The organism is Citreicoccus inhibens (genome assembly GCF_019039035.1).
GTDB lineage: Bacteria > Myxococcota > Myxococcia > Myxococcales > Myxococcaceae > Citreicoccus > Citreicoccus inhibens.
In genome coordinates this window covers 21,992-38,671 of the sequence record NZ_JAHNZT010000014.1, presented here as the reverse complement: position 1 = coordinate 38,671, position 16,680 = coordinate 21,992, and the positions used below count along the sequence as shown (strand labels likewise).

At 70.9% G+C, this 16,680-nt stretch carries 15 protein-coding genes; 6 read left to right on the top strand and 9 right to left on the bottom strand.

What is annotated here, in order from left to right; all coding sequences use genetic code 11:
• The first annotated feature begins 47 nt into the window (after positions 1-47).
• From rtcR to KRR26_RS18255, 3 genes are all read left to right on the top strand, one after another.
• Positions 48-1,694 carry an RNA repair transcriptional activator RtcR gene (gene rtcR / locus KRR26_RS18265; protein ID WP_217080414.1) on the top strand — a complete coding sequence of 549 codons (1,647 nt, stop codon included), beginning with the start codon at positions 48-50 and terminating at the stop codon, positions 1,692-1,694.
• 61 nt (positions 1,695-1,755) lie between these two features.
• On the top strand, positions 1,756-2,076 hold the full coding sequence (locus KRR26_RS18260) for a hypothetical protein (protein WP_120208476.1): 321 nt from the start codon (positions 1,756-1,758) through the stop codon (positions 2,074-2,076).
• A 131-nt stretch (positions 2,077-2,207) separates the two neighbouring features.
• Positions 2,208-3,095 carry a hypothetical protein gene (locus KRR26_RS18255; protein ID WP_217080413.1) on the top strand — a complete coding sequence of 296 codons (888 nt, stop codon included), beginning with the start codon at positions 2,208-2,210 and terminating at the stop codon, positions 3,093-3,095.
• Here the strand turns inward: KRR26_RS18255 and KRR26_RS18250 are convergent.
• From KRR26_RS18250 to KRR26_RS18210, 9 genes are all read right to left on the bottom strand, one after another.
• On the bottom strand, positions 3,092-4,438 hold the full coding sequence (locus KRR26_RS18250; RefSeq protein ID WP_120208472.1) for a M24 family metallopeptidase: 1,347 nt from the start codon (positions 4,436-4,438) through the stop codon (positions 3,092-3,094). The two genes, KRR26_RS18255 and KRR26_RS18250, sit on opposite strands and share 4 nt — an antisense overlap.
• A 994-nt stretch (positions 4,439-5,432) precedes the next feature.
• On the bottom strand, positions 5,433-5,591 hold the full coding sequence (locus tag KRR26_RS18245; RefSeq protein WP_158611533.1) for a hypothetical protein: 159 nt from the start codon (positions 5,589-5,591) through the stop codon (positions 5,433-5,435).
• Positions 5,592-5,689: 98 nt separating this feature from the next.
• A complete protein-coding gene (locus KRR26_RS18240) occupies positions 5,690-8,653 on the bottom strand; it encodes a CHAT domain-containing protein (protein WP_217080412.1) in 2,964 nt (987 codons plus the stop codon).
• A complete protein-coding gene (locus KRR26_RS18235) occupies positions 8,650-9,252 on the bottom strand; it encodes an RNA polymerase sigma factor (RefSeq protein ID WP_120208467.1) in 603 nt (200 codons plus the stop codon). The genes KRR26_RS18240 and KRR26_RS18235 overlap by 4 nt, the downstream gene beginning before the upstream one ends.
• 561 nt (positions 9,253-9,813) lie before the next feature.
• Positions 9,814-10,371 (bottom strand): RNA polymerase sigma factor, encoded by a 558-nt coding sequence (locus KRR26_RS18230; RefSeq protein WP_120208465.1) that lies wholly within the window; start codon positions 10,369-10,371, stop codon positions 9,814-9,816.
• Positions 10,372-10,538: 167 nt separating this feature from the next.
• Positions 10,539-12,146, bottom strand: a complete 1,608-nt coding sequence (locus tag KRR26_RS18225; protein ID WP_217080411.1) for a sensor histidine kinase — start codon at positions 12,144-12,146, stop codon at positions 10,539-10,541.
• 35 nt (positions 12,147-12,181) lie between these two features.
• The gene (locus KRR26_RS18220) at positions 12,182-12,847 is read right to left on the bottom strand and encodes a hypothetical protein (RefSeq protein WP_217080410.1); all 666 of its coding nucleotides are present in this window, start codon (positions 12,845-12,847) and stop codon (positions 12,182-12,184) included.
• A gap of 13 nt (positions 12,848-12,860) precedes the next feature.
• Positions 12,861-13,619, bottom strand: a complete 759-nt coding sequence (locus KRR26_RS18215) for a hypothetical protein (RefSeq protein ID WP_120208460.1) — start codon at positions 13,617-13,619, stop codon at positions 12,861-12,863.
• A 23-nt stretch (positions 13,620-13,642) separates the two neighbouring features.
• Complete coding sequence (locus tag KRR26_RS18210; protein WP_120208458.1) at positions 13,643-14,257, bottom strand: hypothetical protein; 615 nt, start codon at positions 14,255-14,257, stop codon at positions 13,643-13,645.
• A gap of 367 nt (positions 14,258-14,624) precedes the next feature.
• On the opposite strand from KRR26_RS18210, the gene KRR26_RS18205 reads away from it, so the two are divergent.
• The 3 genes from KRR26_RS18205 to KRR26_RS18195 are packed head-to-tail and all read left to right on the top strand — an operon-like array spanning position 14,625 to position 16,680.
• Positions 14,625-15,488, top strand: coding sequence for a DMT family transporter (locus KRR26_RS18205; RefSeq protein WP_120208453.1), 864 nt, complete (start codon positions 14,625-14,627; stop codon positions 15,486-15,488).
• 53 nt (positions 15,489-15,541) lie between these two features.
• A complete protein-coding gene (locus tag KRR26_RS18200) occupies positions 15,542-16,090 on the top strand; it encodes a hypothetical protein (RefSeq protein ID WP_120208645.1) in 549 nt (182 codons plus the stop codon).
• Positions 16,087-16,680 (top strand): tRNA-uridine aminocarboxypropyltransferase, encoded by a 594-nt coding sequence (locus KRR26_RS18195; protein WP_217080409.1) that lies wholly within the window; start codon positions 16,087-16,089, stop codon positions 16,678-16,680. The genes KRR26_RS18200 and KRR26_RS18195 overlap by 4 nt, the downstream gene beginning before the upstream one ends.

Sequence of the window (16,680 nt, the reverse complement as noted above, 5' to 3'; positions counted from 1 at the left end):
GGGTGGGGGCTCGTCATCTCTATCCTTTGGGATAAAGTCCTATCTCCATGGCTCAAAAGACGCGGGGGCGCAGGACGGTCGTGCTGGGGATGCTCGGGACGAGCCTGGACACAGGCCAGGGACCGCACCGCTGGACGAAGTGGCGGCCCACGGTGGCGATGTGCCAGCAGGATGACCTGGTGGTGCACCGCCTGGAGCTGCTGCATCCGCCGAGCGCCGGGCTGCTGTGCGCCACGGTTCAGGCCGACATCCAGCAGGTGTCACCGGAGACGCAGGTGCGTCCCACGCCGCTCGACATCCGCGACCCGTGGAACCTGGAGGAGACCTACTGCGCGCTGCTCGACTACGTGCGCACCTATCCCTTCCAGCCCGAGGAAGAGGACTACCTCGTCCACATCACCACCGGCACGCACATCATGCAGATCTGCATGTTCCTGCTGGTGGAGAGCCGCCACATCCCCGGCAAGCTCATCCAGATGACCCCCGGCACGGGGAGGGACCGCAGCGGGCCGGGCACGCACACGCTCATCGACCTGGACCTGTCTCGCTATGACGCCCTGGCCGCGCGCTTCCGCGAGGAGCAACGCGAGGGGCTCGCCTTTCTCAAGGCCGGCATCGACACGCGCAACACCGCCTTCAACCGCCTCATCGAGCGCATCGAGCAGGTCGCGCTCCAGTCGCGCGCGCCCATGTTGCTCACGGGCCCGACGGGCGCGGGCAAGTCGCAGCTCGCCCGGCGCGTCTTCACGTTGAAGAAGACGCGAAGACAGGTGAGCGGTCCGTTCGTGGACCTCAACTGCGCCACGCTGCGCGGCGACGCCGCCATGTCCGCGCTGTTCGGCCACGTGAAGGGCGCCTTCACGGGCGCGCTGGCGGACCGGCCGGGCCTCTTGAAGCAGGCCCACGGCGGCGTGCTCTTCCTGGACGAGATTGGCGAGTTGGGCGCGGACGAGCAGGCCATGCTTCTGCGCGCGCTGGAGGACAAGCGCTTCCTTCCGGTGGGCGCGGACAAGGAGGCCGAGAGCGACTTCCAGCTCATCGCCGGCACCAACCGCGACCTCCAGGCCGAGGTGGAGCGCGGGCGCTTCCGCGAGGACCTGCTGGCCCGCATCAACCTGTGGACGTTCCGCCTGCCCGCGCTGCGCGAGCGCCCCGAGGACATCCCGCCCAACCTCCAGTTCGAACTGGAGCAGGCCTCCCAGGCGCTCGGCACCCGGGTGACGATGAACAAGGAAGCGCAGACGCACTTCCTCCGCTTCGCCACGTCTGCCGAAGGCCGCTGGTCCGGCAACTTCCGCGACCTCAACGCCGCCGTGCTGCGCATGGCCACGCTCGCCTCGGGCGGTCGCATCACCCGGGACGTGGTCGAGGAAGAATTGGAGCGCCTGCGCGCGAAGTGGCAGCCCAGCACCCCGGTCGCCATGGGCTCGGGCTCGGACCGGGTGAGCGAGGTGCTGGGCGCCTCGCTCGCGGCGGAGCTGGACCGGTTCGATCGCGTTCAGCTCGAGGACGTGCTCGGCGTGTGCCGCTCGGCGCGCTCGCTCTCGGATGCGGGGCGGCTGCTCTTCGCGCGCTCACGGGCCCAGAAGAAGAGCGTCAACGACGCGGACCGGCTGAGGAAGTACCTCGCGCGCTTCGGCCTCGGCTGGAAGGACGCAAGTGGCCGTGACGAGAGCTTTCCCGATGATGGCTGAAAGCATGGACTGTCAGGGTCTGCCGCTAGCTTCCGGGCGCAGCACTTTCCCTGGAGGCACCATGCACCAGCGCAGCGCACGTCGTCTTGGAGCTCTCGCGATCATCCTGGCCGCCGCCCTGACGGGCTGTGGTGGCCCCGTGACGCCGTCGGAGGAAGCCCCCCAACTCGGGCAGACCGAGCAGGGCGTGGAGTACTGCGACATCGCCACCGGGCTGTACTGCTCGAACTCCAGCGCGACCTGTGTGTTCCACTCCTGCCTGCCCCGGTGCGACGCCGGCGGCTCGGCGTGTTCCTCGGGGTTCAGGTGCTGCCCCGGCGTGTACGACCCGAACACCGGGGCGGGCTCCGCTCCGTATTGCGCGAAGAGCTGCCTCAACTGAGCAGGGCTCGGTGAGGGCACCGGAGCACGGGGAGAAACGACATCTCGCCGTGCGCCGGTGACAGCCGGGTTGGGGCGCGGTGTTCCACGCGGTGGCCCCGTGAGCCGGACGGGCTGCCGGTGGGACCCGTCATGCGCCTTCCCTTCCACCTCTCGCCTCGCCACCTGGCGGGGCGGGTCGCCCTCGTGGCGCTCGCCCTTCCCGGGGGCCCGGCGGGTGCGCGAGAGCCCGACAACTTCATCGCGACCAGCGTCTTGTTCTCCTCGTCGTCACGGCTGCGCGACGTCTCGACGCGCCACGTGTCACCCACCCTCAGCGCGGGGTTTCGCGTGGGGGAGCAGAGCCAGCTTCGACTCGACTGGGGCCTGCCGTACACGTCGCTGACACCTCCGGGGGAGCCGCGCTGGAAGTCGATGGGGCCCTCCAACCTGCTCGCCGGCCTGAACACCGCGTTCACGGCCGCCGACCTCGCCTTCTTGCGCGTGGGCATCGCGGTGGCCCTGCCCCTGGCGTTCCATGACCGCGGCCGCGAGGACCGGCAAGTGCCGGCCATCTCCGAGGACGCCAACTACACCACCGCGTCCGCGGTCCGAGGCCGGACGGATCCATGGCTCTGGGCGCTCGACACCACTTCGTTGGTGGTGCCCGTGGCGGTGGGACTGGACTTGCCCGGGCTGCGCCTGGAGGCGGACGCCGCGCTCGGCATCCTCCTGCCCGTGTCACGCGACGCGGGTGGCTCGCGCTTCGTGCTGCAGACCGGCGCGGAGGCCACCTTGGGCCTGTTCTTCATCGAGCCCGGGGTGCGCGCCTGGTGGGTGTCCTCTCCGCGCGAGGCGCTCGGAGACCTGGGCACGCGCGACCGCGAGGCGCAGTTCTCCATCGAGCCCTTCCTGAGACTGAGTCTGGGCGGAGGCTTCGTCCGAGCCGGCGCGCGCTTCAACCTCGATGGACCCGAGGGGCAGCGCGCGCCGGGTGGCCGCGGGTGGGCGCTCGACGTGAGCGCGGGCGTGGGCTTCTAGCGGATCAGGTAGAAGGCCTCCTGCCGGGGCACGAAGAACTTGAAGCCCTCGTCCGTGAGGTAGGCCGGATCCTCCTCCATCACATACACCGTCTGCCCGTCCCACTCGGGCACCGCGGTGGCGGTGTTCAGCTCGACGGCGATGTACGAGCCCTTGCGCAGCACCTTGGGTGACTCCTTCCGCGCGGCCGAGCGGAAGTCGATGGCCGCGCCCAGCGCGTGGCCCTGGTTGCCGAGCGGATGGCTGTAGACCATCGCCGTGATGCCTTGCTGGCGCATGTCCTCCATGGTCGCGGTGTACACGTCGGCGGAGGAGCGCTCCGGCCGCGACTCCTTGAGCATCAGCGCGTCCTGGAGCGCGTGCGTGTTCGCCAACGCCTTCTCCAGGCCGGCGGGGACCTCCGTCTCGCCCTCGCGCAGGACGTAGGCCATCTTCTGCCAGTCCGTGTTCAGGCCCATGTGGGTGATGCCGAAGTCCACGTGCAAGAGGTCGCCGCGCTGGATGACGACGTCCTCGCGAGCCACGGCCAGGAAGCCTCGCGCCGTGCTCTTCTCCTGCCCCCGGCGCTGCACGCGCACGTCCGGCTGGAACCACGTGCGCACGTTCGCGGCCCACAGGGCGTCATAGAGCCAGCGGCGCACCTCGCCCACCGTCGTCTTGCCCGGCACCACCACCTCGTTGGAGAGCGCGCGGCGCGTGAGCGACTCGGTGAGCGCCACCATGCCCCGGTACGTCTCCCACTCCTCGGGCAGGCGCGTGTCCAGGTACTCCTCGATGAGCGGCTCGGCGCTCACGAAGCGGGACTCGGCCTGCGCGCCCAGCGCGTCCACCAGGAATTGATAGCTGTCACGCGTGAGGCTGCGGGTGACGCCGCGCTTGCCGCCCGTGCCCAGCGCGATGGCGCGCGGGTGATAGCGCGCGTCCAACGCCTGAAGCTGGGCCTGTGGCGTGGTGTCTTCTGGAGGCAGCTCGAAGAAGCGCGCCAGCGCCTCCTCTCCGTAGCCCGACAGCGCCACGCGCTTGAGCCCCTCATCGCCCGCGTCGACGAAGACGAAGATGTCTCGGTTGCCCGCGAAGGGCAGCGGCGGCGCGATGTGGGCCGTGAGCGGATCCTCGTGGAACTCCTCGTTGACGATGATCCACATGCCCACGCCGTGGCGGCGCATCATGTTCAACACGAGCGCGTGCCGCTTCTCCAGCCACGACTCGCGCACGGCGAGTTGCTCGGACCAGGACGCCAGCACGGGTGTCACCGGGGCCGGCTCCACGGACCGGACTGGCGCGGTGGCGCACGCGGCGCCCCACAACACCAGCGGCAGGGCCGCGACCTTCCAACGCTGCATCGGGGGACTCCTTGTCAGGATGGAGCCTCACCCTAGCTGCAATCAAACCGAGTTCCCCCGCTCCCAGAGTCCTTGGTGACTCCAGGAGCGGAGGACCTGGGGCGCAACCTGCCCTGTTCCCCTACGGCCCTCTGACTCCAGCCCCGCCCATTGGGCTCGTTCCCCCTCCATCCGAGCCCGACGCCTCCCGCACGGACATCCGTGCGGCCCGACGACGGCGACAGCGGCCATCCCCCGATGGCGCACCCGCTGGAGCGGAGGAAGCGACCTCGCGCGCCAAGTGCTTCAGTAACTGGCGATCCGGCACTCCAGGTCGTCCTCTGGGGAAAGCACCTCGACCTCCTCCACCTCGACTTCCATCCCCCCGATGGAAGGCTCATCCCAAAGCTGGCACCTCATCGCCTGCCCCCCGCCCCCCCGGGCCTCCCACCCCTGCTCACCGTCCCGCCCGCGCGCATCCTGAGAACCCGGTGCCCACATCCCAACGACCCCGTGGCTCAACGCGTCATGGCCGTACATCACATCCCCCCACTGCTGGATCCGGTGACAAGCCCCCCAACCGACGCCGCTCCGCCCTTCACTGAATTAAACGCGCACCGGATATTTCCTTGGGTTCCTGGCGATAAACACGCGCACGGAGCACAGGGATTTCGAGAGACACGCCGAGCACAACTCCAAGCAAAGTCATCAATTCGATACATTCAAATCAAAACAGAAACTCAAGAACACACTGGCGCTACTCAGAGGAGCGCGCGGACCGGACGCGGCCCATTCGCACGCGCAGACGGCTCACCCCGGGCCCGTGGCTCCCGGTGTCGCTCCAAACGACATGTCTCGGGGAACCGGCGCGTGTCTCACGGATGTCTCGGGGGCAGGCACGACGGAGCGCGCGGAGACGTGCTGCGCGCACGCCGGGGCTTCACGTCGTGGCTGAGCACCAGGCCGCCCCTCTCGAGGCCTCACGGAGGGGCGGAAGAACCGAGCGGCGCGGCGATTACGCGCCGGACGCGGGCGTGGAGGCGCCGTGCGAGCGCGCCTTGCCGGTCGACGTGGGCGACGTCGCCACAAGCCCCGGATTCTTCTCGGGAGGGACGTCCTTCGGATCCACCATGTTCTGCCCGCCGCTCCCCGAACCCTTCGAATCGATCGCCATGTGATTCCCCCCGGATTGGCCGCCGCGAGCCGACCCCATGCCGGGCTCCATGCGTGGCCTTCTGGCGAAAAGAACGCCGTGGGTTCGATTTCTTGGCGTTATTCGAACAGTAGGACGTGGGAGACCCATGTCGCGGTCGGATCCGCCGCGAGCCACCGCTGCCGCTCGTCACGCAACACGATGGCGGGATGCGCGCCCAAACGAATGCGCTCGCGCACGGACTCGAAGAAGCGCCCGGCCGAATCCGGCACGGGTTCCGTCGAGGCCAGCACCGCGCGCGCCCCCGCGTCCATGAACGCCACGGGGAGACTGAAGGACTCGTGAGGAAAGGGCCACGCGCGCGCCGCGCCACATGCGGCGAGCAAGACCAGCGGCGCGCCGCTCAGCTTTCGGGCTCGGACATCCGCGGCCGTGAGCGCGTAGCGCCCGTCATCCTCCGGCGAGAGCACCACGAGCGAGGCGTCCGACAACTCCGGACTGAAGAGGCCATGCGCGTGGATCTCCACCTCCTCCGCGGACTGCATCTCGGACAGCACGCGAGAGGGCGTGGCCTGCGCGCCGCGCAGCTCGATGCGGCGAGGGTCCTCGCCCCCGGGTGACTCCAGCGGCGAGAGCTTTGGCAGGCCCAGCGACGCAGGCGCCTCCACGCCCGTCACCACCAGATGCGCCCCGGACGGCGCGGGAGAGCGAGCCCCCGCCCCACTCACCCGATACCCCCACGCGAAGTCCACGGGCAGCAACCCCGCGAGCCCCTGCACCGGCGGCAGCGCCAGCACCTCCACCCAGGGACACCCCCGCAGCGCGTCCTGGATCGACGCGGGCACGAGCCCCGACGCATCCTGCCCGAGCGGCACCGTGCGCCCCGCATCGGAGTGCCCCAACCACTGGCCATTCGCGCCGCGCGCGGCCACCACCGTTCGCTCGGACTGCACCATGACGGCCAGCACGCAGCGCTCGGGCACGTCCACGCGAAGCGCCGCGCCCATCAACGCCAGCACCTCTCCGTGCGCGCTCGCCCTCCCGGCGTCCGCCACCAAGGCGCCGTACGCACCACGCCGCGCCTTGCGCGCGTCCGTGTCATCCGGCAGCAGCTCCGCCTGCGAGATGGCGCTGTGCAAGAGCCGTCGCCCCAGCGGCGGCTCACGCTCCAGTTCGAACTGTCCCTCGATGAGGCTCAAGAGCGACTGCTCACCCGGAGAGGGCCGCCCCTCGCGCGCCATCACGAGCGTCCGCTCCAACCACCGCGCGTCCTCGGGACCGCGCCCCAGCCGAGCGAGGTCCGCCAGCACCAGCGCGCCCGGCACGCCCAACGCCTGGCCACAGCGCGCGGCCTGCTCCAACTCACCTCGGGCCTCCTCCGGACGCAAATCCAGCCATGCCAACTGCGCGAGGTTGCGGTGCACGAAGGAGCGCTGCTCGCAATCGTCGGGCATTCGCGCCAGCGACTCCTGCAAGAAGGCGCGCGCGCTGGCGGTGCTATGGCGATAGCGCGCGACGATGGAGAGCTCCTCGAGGAACTGCTGCTCCAGGTTCCACTCCCCCAGGTCCTTCGCCCAGCGCCATCCGCTCGAAGCCTGCTCGTACGCGTCCGCGGGGCGGTGCAGCGCCACGTACAGGTCCACCAGCCGCTTCTTCAACGTAAGGCAGCGATAGGCCAGCCCCGCGCCCCGGCAGTCCTTCAGCGCGGCCAGCAGGCGAGACTCGGCCTTCCACCACTGCGAGGCCTGGCTCTCCTGCCCCGCCAGCTCTCGCTCGGAGAGGAGCTGGAGCCACGGGTCTCGCGACGCCTGGGCAATGCGCGTGAAGTCCCCCAGGTGCGTCCCCACGCGCCCCGCGTAGACGAGCGCGCCCAGGTACAAGTCGTCCTCGCCCGAGCGCCGGAGGGCCTCCACGAAGACATCCTTCGCGGGGTGCGAGCCCAGCACGAGCTGGGCGTACTCGCGCGCGAGGGGGCCGCGCGTCTGGAAGTCTCGGGCCGCCACGCGCTGCACGTACTCGCGCAGCACCGCTCCGCCCTGCACGCCGTCCAGTGCCTCCGCCAGGGGCAATAAACGAAGCGCCGCGTCCCGGGTGGGCGCGGCGCGCACGGCGTCGTAGAAGTTGAGTCGAGCGATGCCCGGCTGGCGCCGGGCTTCCTCAAAAGGGAGGGGGGCTCCCGCGTCCGTCATCAGTCCGCGCGTCGACGCGTAGGCTTCCTCGAAGGCGCGGGCGCGCCGCAGGGTGCCTTGTCGCAAGGCGCGGGCTCGCACCGCCGCCTCCTCCGCCCAGCCCGGCTCGCCTTGCTTCGCCACCGCGTCAAAGGCCTCGGCGGCCTGGAGCGTCAGCCCCAGCTCGCGCAGCACCAGCGCCCGGTTCCACAGACTTTGCGGATGCCCGGGCCGCTGCCGCAGCACTCCGTCCAGCAGCGCCAGCGCCTCGTCGAACTCGCCCTGCTCCATCGCAATCACGGCGCGGTCGCAGTCTCGGTCCAGCGACGGAGGCGAGCGCTGGAGGAAGTCCGCCGCCTGCCGCAGGTCCTTGCGCACCAGATACGCCGCCGCGATGCCGTGCAGGTCTCCTCGGTCCTGGAGGTCCGCCAGCTTGCGCAGGGGCAGCGGCGCGCGCGCGGCCTCGGGGCTGCGCTCCCCACGCATGGGCACATAGGGATGGTGATGATCCGCCGCGCCGTAGGCCACGCGCGCCTCCAACGTGCGCGTGGACGCATCCGCCAGCCACACCTCCGCCGGGACGTCGCGGGGCCCTCGCGTCATCACGACGACCGCCGCGAGCCCCGCCGCCAGCGCCAACCCCGCCCCCAGCCGCCAGCCCGCCGCGGGCGACCACTTCGGAGCGCGCGTGGGGCGCGTCAGGGGGACCACGACCGGAGGGGGCTCGGCGGGCTGCGCGCGCTCGACGGGAACATCCCGCAGCGCGTGCATGCCGAGCACCTCCAACTGCATGGCGTCATGGAGTCCGGAGGCGCACTCCTCACAATGCGCGAGGTGGTGACGGAAGGTCTCCTCATCCACCGACCCCAGCTCCCCGTCCACGAAGAGATACAGCCGCTGACACTGGGCACTCATCTCGGTTCCCCGCCTCCATCGCCGCCGGTCAGTGGCAACAACAGGTCCCGCAGTTCCTTGCGGGCCTGGAAGAGCCAGCTCCCCACGGTGCCCTCCGGCACCCCCATCTGCTGCGCGATGGCGCGATAGCGCTTTCCGGCGACGTGCAGCTCATAGGCCTCGCGAACGCGAGGGTTCGGCAACCGGGAGATGGCCGCACGAAAGTCGTTCTCGCTGATGTGCTCCCACACCTCGCCCGAGACGTCGTCCGGGCTCACCGTGTCGGTGCGCAACAGCCGCAGCTTCGGCTCCTCCATCACCTCCGTGCGCCGACGGCGACAGAGGTCGAGGAACCGGTTGTTGAGCGCGCGGCACAACCACGCGCGACACACCGGCTCGGGCAGGACCTTGAGCGTGCCGAAGTGCCGCAAGGCGCGCTCCAACGTCTCCTGGACCAGGTCCTCCGGGTCGATACCGCCCTGGCCACACAAACGCTTCGCCAGGGACAGCAGGACAGGCCGGAGTTCGCGCGCGAACTGCTCGAAGCCACCGTCGTGGGTCACGCCGGCACTGTAGGCCACATGGGCCTCCGCCGCCGTCGCATTGAGATGCACCCGCATTCGAGCCCGCGCCCTCCCTCAGCCCCCTCCTAACGCGCGGCCCCTGAATCCTTGGGCCCTCAGAGGACATGCACGGGAATCACAGGCATGACGGCGCCTTAACCGGTCCGCCTCGCGGCCTCCTGCGCCCGGGCTCGCCTGCTCGCAGCGCGTCCAGCGACTCCCCTCGAAGAGCGGTTCGGACCCACTCCGGCGGCCCCCCAGGCTCGCGGCGCGCCGCGCCAGAAGGGGCGCCACCCCGGACATGTATCTCCGAAGCACACCGTGGCCCACCTCGTCGCGTGCCCCGCCGGCGCACCGCCGCGTCCAAGTCCTTCCGCGCGGCATCCACTCCCGCGCGTCCCGGTCGAGGCGTGTCGTCACGGACCCGCCGCGCCGCCACCGCGCGTTCGCGGGCCGCGACGTCATCCAGGGCCAGCCGCGCCAGCACTTCCAATTGGAGCATCTCCAGAAGCCGGCGCCCACACGCCTCACAGCTCCCAAGGTGCCTGAGGAAGTGGCGCTGCGCCCGCGCATCCAGGAGTCCATCCAGGAAGGAGCGCAGGCGCGCGCACGCGGGGCTCATCGCTTCCTCTGCTGGCGGCGGGCCTCCGCTCTCTCGCGCAGCTTCTCGCGCAGGCCCTGGCGCGCATGGAACAGCCACGTGCCCACGGTGCCCACCGGCGCGCCCAGCCGGCGGCCAATCTCCGCGTGACGCAGGCCCTGGCAGCGCAGCTCGAACGCCTTGCGCTGGTTGTCCTGGAGCTCCGAGACGGCCTCGCGCAGCTCGTCCTCGGTGATGAACTCCCACAGCTCGAACTCTCCGGCCTCTGGATCCACGAAGAGCTGGTGCACGTTGGTCAGGTCGATGATGCGCTCGGACTCCGCGCCCTGGCGGCGGCAGCGGTCGAGGAAACAATTGCGCAGCACGCGCACCATCCACGCGCGCCGCGCCGGCTCGGCCCAGGTCTTCAGGCGATCCCAGCGAAGGAGCACGCGCAGCAGGACGTCCTGGACCAGGTCATCGCAATCACTCGCGCGGCCCCCGCTGAGGGTTCGTGCGATGGGCAACAACACAGGTTGATAACGGATGGCGAAAGCCGCGAACTCCTCGGAGGCCTGTTCGGGGGTATCTGGCATCGGGAGGCCCTCCCTCTCCCCTCAAAACGCCATCCGCCGAAATCCTTTCATTACCGAACCCCTGACGTCAGGGATTGCCCTGACATGTGACACACAGACTGGAAGACTGCGCTCTGGCTTCACCCCCAACCGCGAAAACACAGACATCCTCGCAGGTCAGGTTCAGTTCACGACGCCGCGACGGACACAGGGAGCGGCGGGGTGAATGGGAGGATCACCCCGAAGCAGGCGCCGCCCCAGGCTTCCGACGGGCCAGCGCGCACGCTGCCACCGTGCCGCTCGACGATGCCTCGCGCGATGGCCAATCCCAGGCCCGTCCCGGGGCGGGGCCCCTCACGCTTGCGCCCGGTGACGAAGGGCTGGAAGAGCCGAGGCAGCAGCTCGGGTGGGATACCGGGGCCGTTGTCCTCCACCCAGACATGGAGGTGCTCGTCCCTGGGCTCACATCTCACCCGCAACCGCGCGGATGCGACATCTCCCAACGCGAGCAAGGCATTCTCCAGAAGAATGACAAACACCTGGTGGAGCTGCGCCTGGTCCGCCTCCAGCTCCAGCCCCTCACCCACCGGAGGCGTGAACTCGACCTCGGGCGCCAGCGGGCCCAATCCCTGGCGCGCGGTGGAGTACGCCAGCGCCACGGTGGCGGCCACATCCACGCGACGCGGCTCCAGCGGGCGCGGGCGGCCGTAGCGCAACAGCTCGTCCACGAAGTGACTGGCGCGGGAGATCTGCTCGCGCATGGCGCCGAGGGACTCCGCGTCCACGCCCTGGCGCTCCAGGAGCTTCAGGTGCGCGGCCAGCACGCCCAGGGGATTGCGGACCTCGTGTGCCACGGCGGAGGTGAACTGGCCCAGCTCGGCCAGCCGCGCCGCCTGTTCGGCCCGAGCTTCCTGCACGGTCAGGGCCTCGACCAGCTCGGTGGCGCCAGCGCGGCCCTTGAGGAGCCTGCGCCCCAGCCACTCCTGGAAGCCCTGGCGCACGGGCTCGAAGGCCAGCGCCGCGAGGACCAGGAGGAAGAAGGCGCCCAGCCGGAACTCGGCCAGGAACGGCTCGCCCGAGCCCGCGAGCAACGTCAGCACCCCGAAGAGGAAACCGGCGGACAGCACGGAGGCGAGCGCCGAGTACACGAGGCTGCGCTCCAGGAGCCGCCGATCCGACGCGGGCTGATGCGCGCCAATCACCCGCGCCAGCACGAGCAGCGAGGCGAGCACCAGGTACATGCCCTGCGGCACCGCCCGGCCCGATGACAAGAGCAGCGCGGTGCCGATTCCCCCCGCGTACGCGAGCACGCCCGCGAGGCCGAGGCTGATGAGGAGCTTGCGGCGCTCGGGCGACTCGGCGCCGTACGCGCGGCCCAGGTGAACCAAGGGGACGGTCGCGGCGGCGACGGCCAGCGCCATGCTCGGCCAGAACAGCGGCCCGCGTCGCATGGCCAGCGGCCCATAGAGCGCCTCGGGGGCGAAGGCGCCCAGCGCGGTGATGACGAACGCCACGGCATAGGCCAGCGTGAGCAGCCGATAGGAGCGCTGGCGGGTGACGTCGTAGGCGGCGTGCAGGTAGCCCGCGGCGATGAAGGCCCCGACGGCGGCGAAGCGCTCCCCCAGCCACACCATCCGGGGGATGCACAGCAGCAACAAGTCCGCGCTCCACAGCGCGGTGGCCAGGCAGAAGAAGGCCAGGCCGCGCGCGTTGCGGCCCCGGAGCACGGCGGTGAACCCGAGGAGCAACGCCACGGAGAGCACCGGCACGAGGCTGTAGGCGAAGAGAGGCCCCATGCGCGGCAGTCTGTCAGACTCCCGTGCCCCGCGGCTCATCCCGCCTCCAGGAGCCCCTCGGTGACTTCCTCCACCGAGCCCGCCACCGATTGCAGCAGCTCCACCAGCTCGGCGTCCGGCCTGCCCGCGAAGCGCAAGAGCTGCAGCCGGGCGCCCATCTCCTCCAACTGGAGCACCACGCGCTCCAGGTCCGCGCTGGAGCGCTCGTGCATGGCCCGCAGGCGCTCCATGTCCCGCAGCCTCGCCTGCACGCTCTGCACCCGAGGGTCCTCGGCGCTCAAGCCGCGACGCCCCAGCGCCTCCAGTTGGGCCGTGGCGGCGCCCTTGTCGAACTCAGGCGTGGCCAGGAGCGCGGCCATCTCCGCCGCGCGTGCCTCCATGCGCCCCACGGCCTCCACCAGCGCACGCAGCCGCGCCATCTCGGGCCGGAGCACATCCGCCGCGAGCCCCTCCACCCGTTGCAGCGCGCTCAGCAATCGCGCCTTCGCCGTGCTCGCGACAAGCCCCTCAACCAGCCCGCGAGACACCGAGGCGCGGGGTGGCGCCAGCAGGAAGGGCGCGAACACCGGCCAGAAGAACACGCCCGTCACGAAGGTAGCCACGCGGCGGCTCGCGCCTCGGCCCTCCTCGCGCAACACCAGCGCCACCGCAACCACGCCGCCCAGCAGGAAGTAGATGACACCCGTCTCGATGATGCCCATGACGGCCTCCTTTTCACGACCACTTCCCGAACGCCTCGCCCAGCCGCCAGAGCGCCACCGGCGCCACCGCCGTGTAGACCGCGCCCCAGGCCAGGACGAGCCGCCGCAGGAAGCCCGCGCGCCGCTGATGCGTCACGGGCAGGTGCCCGGCCAGATGCACGAAGCCGCGATAGACAGCGGCCACGCCCCACAGGCCCACGAAGAAGGGCAGCACCACGCCCATCCCCATCACCCAGTCAGGCGCGAACGGCAGCCCCAGCACCGAGCCGAGCACCCACGCGGCATAGAATGGCAGCGCGCCCAACAGCAGCACCGACGCGGTGGTCTGTCCGCGCAGCGCCTGCGCCGTCACCAAGCGGAAGGACGCGTCCAGTCCCGCCAGCTGCGTGTAGAAGTAGAACGACGGCAGGCACACGCAGAGGGCACCGAGGAAGGCCCCCGTGAAGGCCACCGGCAGCCACGCGAGCGGCACGCCGGATTGAAACCACGCGGGGACGAACTCGGGTGGCAGGAAGCGCGCGCCCAGCCCCAGCACTGCGCCGTGCGTGGCGAGCCCCAACACCGACAGGCCCAGCATGCGAGGCAGCAGCTCGGGCAGCGCGGACTCCTCGCGCAGCACCTGGTTGAAGCGCTGCTCGCGGCGCAGCACCAGGTCCAGGATGCCCGGGATGGGGAGGCCCGAGTCCAGCTCACGCGCCTCGGAGTTCGACGCCGAGGGGACAGTGATTAGAGGAAGGGGCGACGACGGCGCGACAGGATTCAGGGTGTCCATGACGAGGCTCCGGAGGACGCGGCTCACGCGTCGAAGTGGAAGAGGGAGAAGAGGGCCATCAGCTCCGCGCCGATGACGCCGACGAGGCCCACCCAGACGGTGGCGAAGAGGGCGCCCCGCTCGGGTTCGAGCGCCTTCAGGGTCCTCAGGAAGACGTCCACCATGCACAGGCCCACGCCCGAGAAGACGACGAGGTTGGCCCCCACGCGCGCCCAGGGAAACGGGAGCGCCAGCCCGAAGAACCAGGTGATGGGCACGCTCGCCAGCAGCGCCAACGAGCCGAAGCTCACCGTCGCCAGCGCCGCCAACAGCGTGGTGGAGGCATCCAGCCGCGAGCCCAGCGCCGAGTTGAGGATGTAGAGCGCCGGCAGAGCCACCGTCCACGCGAGCCCCGCGGCCACAGGCGCCTTCACCGCCCCCAGCAACATGCCGCCCCACCCTTCGTGCAGCCGCATCACCATCCCGTAGAGCGACACGCCCACGATGGCGGTCGCCACCAGCACGGGAAAGACAAGCGGCGAGGGCGCCTCGGCGGCGGCGCGGGCGCGGTCTCTCCAGCGCAGGGTGAAGGCCTCGGGGCGGCGCAGCGCCACGCCAATCTCAGACAGCGACGCGTTCAGATGGGGAAGGAGGTTCATCGAAGGTCCTCGGGTGGGTGTCTCGCGCGGCGACAAAGCAGCGCGCGTGCCACCCGACGGTCCCGAGACGTTCCGAGCACTTGCCCTCAAACGCGCCCATGGAGCGACACATGGGTTGACGGTGGCTGTCGTCGACGTTGACAGCCGTGCCTCCTCCGAACTGCCCGGCGCTGCCTCCTCCGAACTGCCCGGCGCTGCCTCCTCCGAACTGCCCGGCGCTGCCTCGTCCGAACTGCCCGGCGCTGCCTCCTTGGAATTGCCCGGCCGCTCGGGGTGGTCTTCACAACGGACGCACGCTGGTCCAGGCTGCGCGCCCGGGTCCGGGGCCGCACGGGTCGCGCCCCCATCCACGCAGGGAGTCCTCGCAATGCGGTCCTTCGCCACGGTCGCGTCCGGCGCCATCCTCTGGGGGTGCTGGCCGCTGTTCCTCCATTCCACGAGCCTCAGCGGCGAGCAGATCGCGCTCCTCGCGCTGTTCGCCATGTCGCTGCCCGCCCCCTTCCTCCTGCGGCGCGAGCCCCTGCGAGACCGACGCGCCACGCTGGCGCTCGCGGCGGTGGGCCTGGCGGACGCAGGCAACGCGGCCCTCTTCTTCGCGGCCGTCCAGCGCGGGCCCGTGGCCGTGGCCGTGCTGTCTCACTATCTGGCGCCGCTGCTCGTGGCACTCGCCGCCCCGTGGGTGCTGCGCGAGCCGCGCTCGGTCCGCGCGGTGGTCGCGGGGCCCGCGACACTGCTGGGACTCGGGCTGCTCATCCTGCGTCCCGGGGGCGGCTTCTCCGCGACGACGGCGGCCCTGGGCGCGGGAAGCGCGCTCTTCTACGGAGTCATCATCCTGGGAGGCAAGGAGGCCGCGCGCGCGTGGTCTCCCTTGGCCGTCACGTCGTTGCACGCGCCCCTGTCCATGGTGACACTGCTGCTCTGCTTCGGGCGCGGCGCGCTCCCTCCGGCGCTGGACGTGAATGTCGCGTGCGTGCTGGCCGGAGGCCTGATGTGCGGCCTGGGCGGCAACCTCCTGTTCAACGCGGGACTGCGCCGCGTGCCCACCGCCGCGGCCGGCGCGCTGACATACCTGGAGCCCCTCACCGCGGCCCTCATCGGCTGGGCGTTCTTCCAGGAGGCGCTCACGCCCTGGGGCGTGGCGGGCGGCGCCCTCGTGCTGGCCGCGGGCGTGTGGGTTGCCGCCGGGTCGCGCGAGCCCTCGACGTCACCGGCCCCGGCGACCGCGCCGTAATCCCCTGGAAAACTCCCCCCTTTGCCCTATCCTCCCCGCACCGCCGTATGCCCATGGAAACCGCCGCCAACAGCCGTGAGTACCGCGTGGTCTTCTTCTGCCCCGCGTCGAGCGCTCGGCTGGAGCGGCTGGAGGTGCCCGTGCGCCGGCTGCTGTCTCGCATCCAGGCACCGCCCGCGGAGCTGGCGCCGCTGACGGAGGCGGGCGCGCTGACGGAGGCGGGGTGGCAGGTGTACCTGGTGCGCTCGTTGACGGAGCGCTCAGCGGCGCAGGCCCTGGCCGCGTACGTCAGCGAGGCCACGTGCGCGCTGGCGGCCGAGGTCGACGCGGAGGTGCTGGGCCTCTACGTGGACGTGTCAGGGGACTCGGCGCGCATCTGTCGCTGCGGTCCCGAGGAGGGCCCGGAGACCTTCGCCGGACGTCGGCAGGCCGCCCTGTCACGCACCGCCGAGTGGCTCGAGGTCGCCCCTGGCAGCCTCTCCGCCCTCTTCCATCTGGACGCGCCGGACGCCGAGTACGAACCCGACGAGGATGATCGCTTCGTCGAGGAGAAACTGCGCGAGGCCCGCGCCCTCATCGAACGGTACCGCCAGGGGAAATGAGGTCGCGTACCCCGGAGGACCTCGCCGGGCGCTGCCCGCGTTGCTATCTGCCCACCGCCTTGTGCCTGTGTGAGCACGTGCCCCGCGTCGTCACGCGCACGGAGCTGCTCATCATCCGCCACAACAAGGAGGCGGAGAAGTCGAGCAACACCGCGCGCATGGCGGCGCTCGCCCTGCCCCGCTGCCGCATCATTCCGTACGGCGCGCCGGGGAAGCCCTTCGATGCCTCGCAGTTGGAAGCGCCCGACACGTGGCTGCTCTTTCCAGACGCGCAGCCGCCCGAGCCCGGCGCGCCTCCGCCCCAGCGCCTCGTCGTGCTGGATGGGAGTTGGGGCCAGGCGCGGCGCATGGCCCAGCGCCTGCCCGAGCTGCGCCGCTTGCCGGGGCTCCGACTGCCTCCGCCGCCTCCGGACTCGCGCCGCCTGCGCCGTCCCCCGCATCCCGACGGCATGTCCACGCTGGAGGCCATGGCGGGCGCCATCGGCCACCTCGAAGGCGAAGAGGTGGCGCGGCCGCTCTATGACCTGCACGAGCTGATGATCGACCGGGTCCTCACCAGCCGCGGACGGCTGGGTGGGAACTGGGACTGA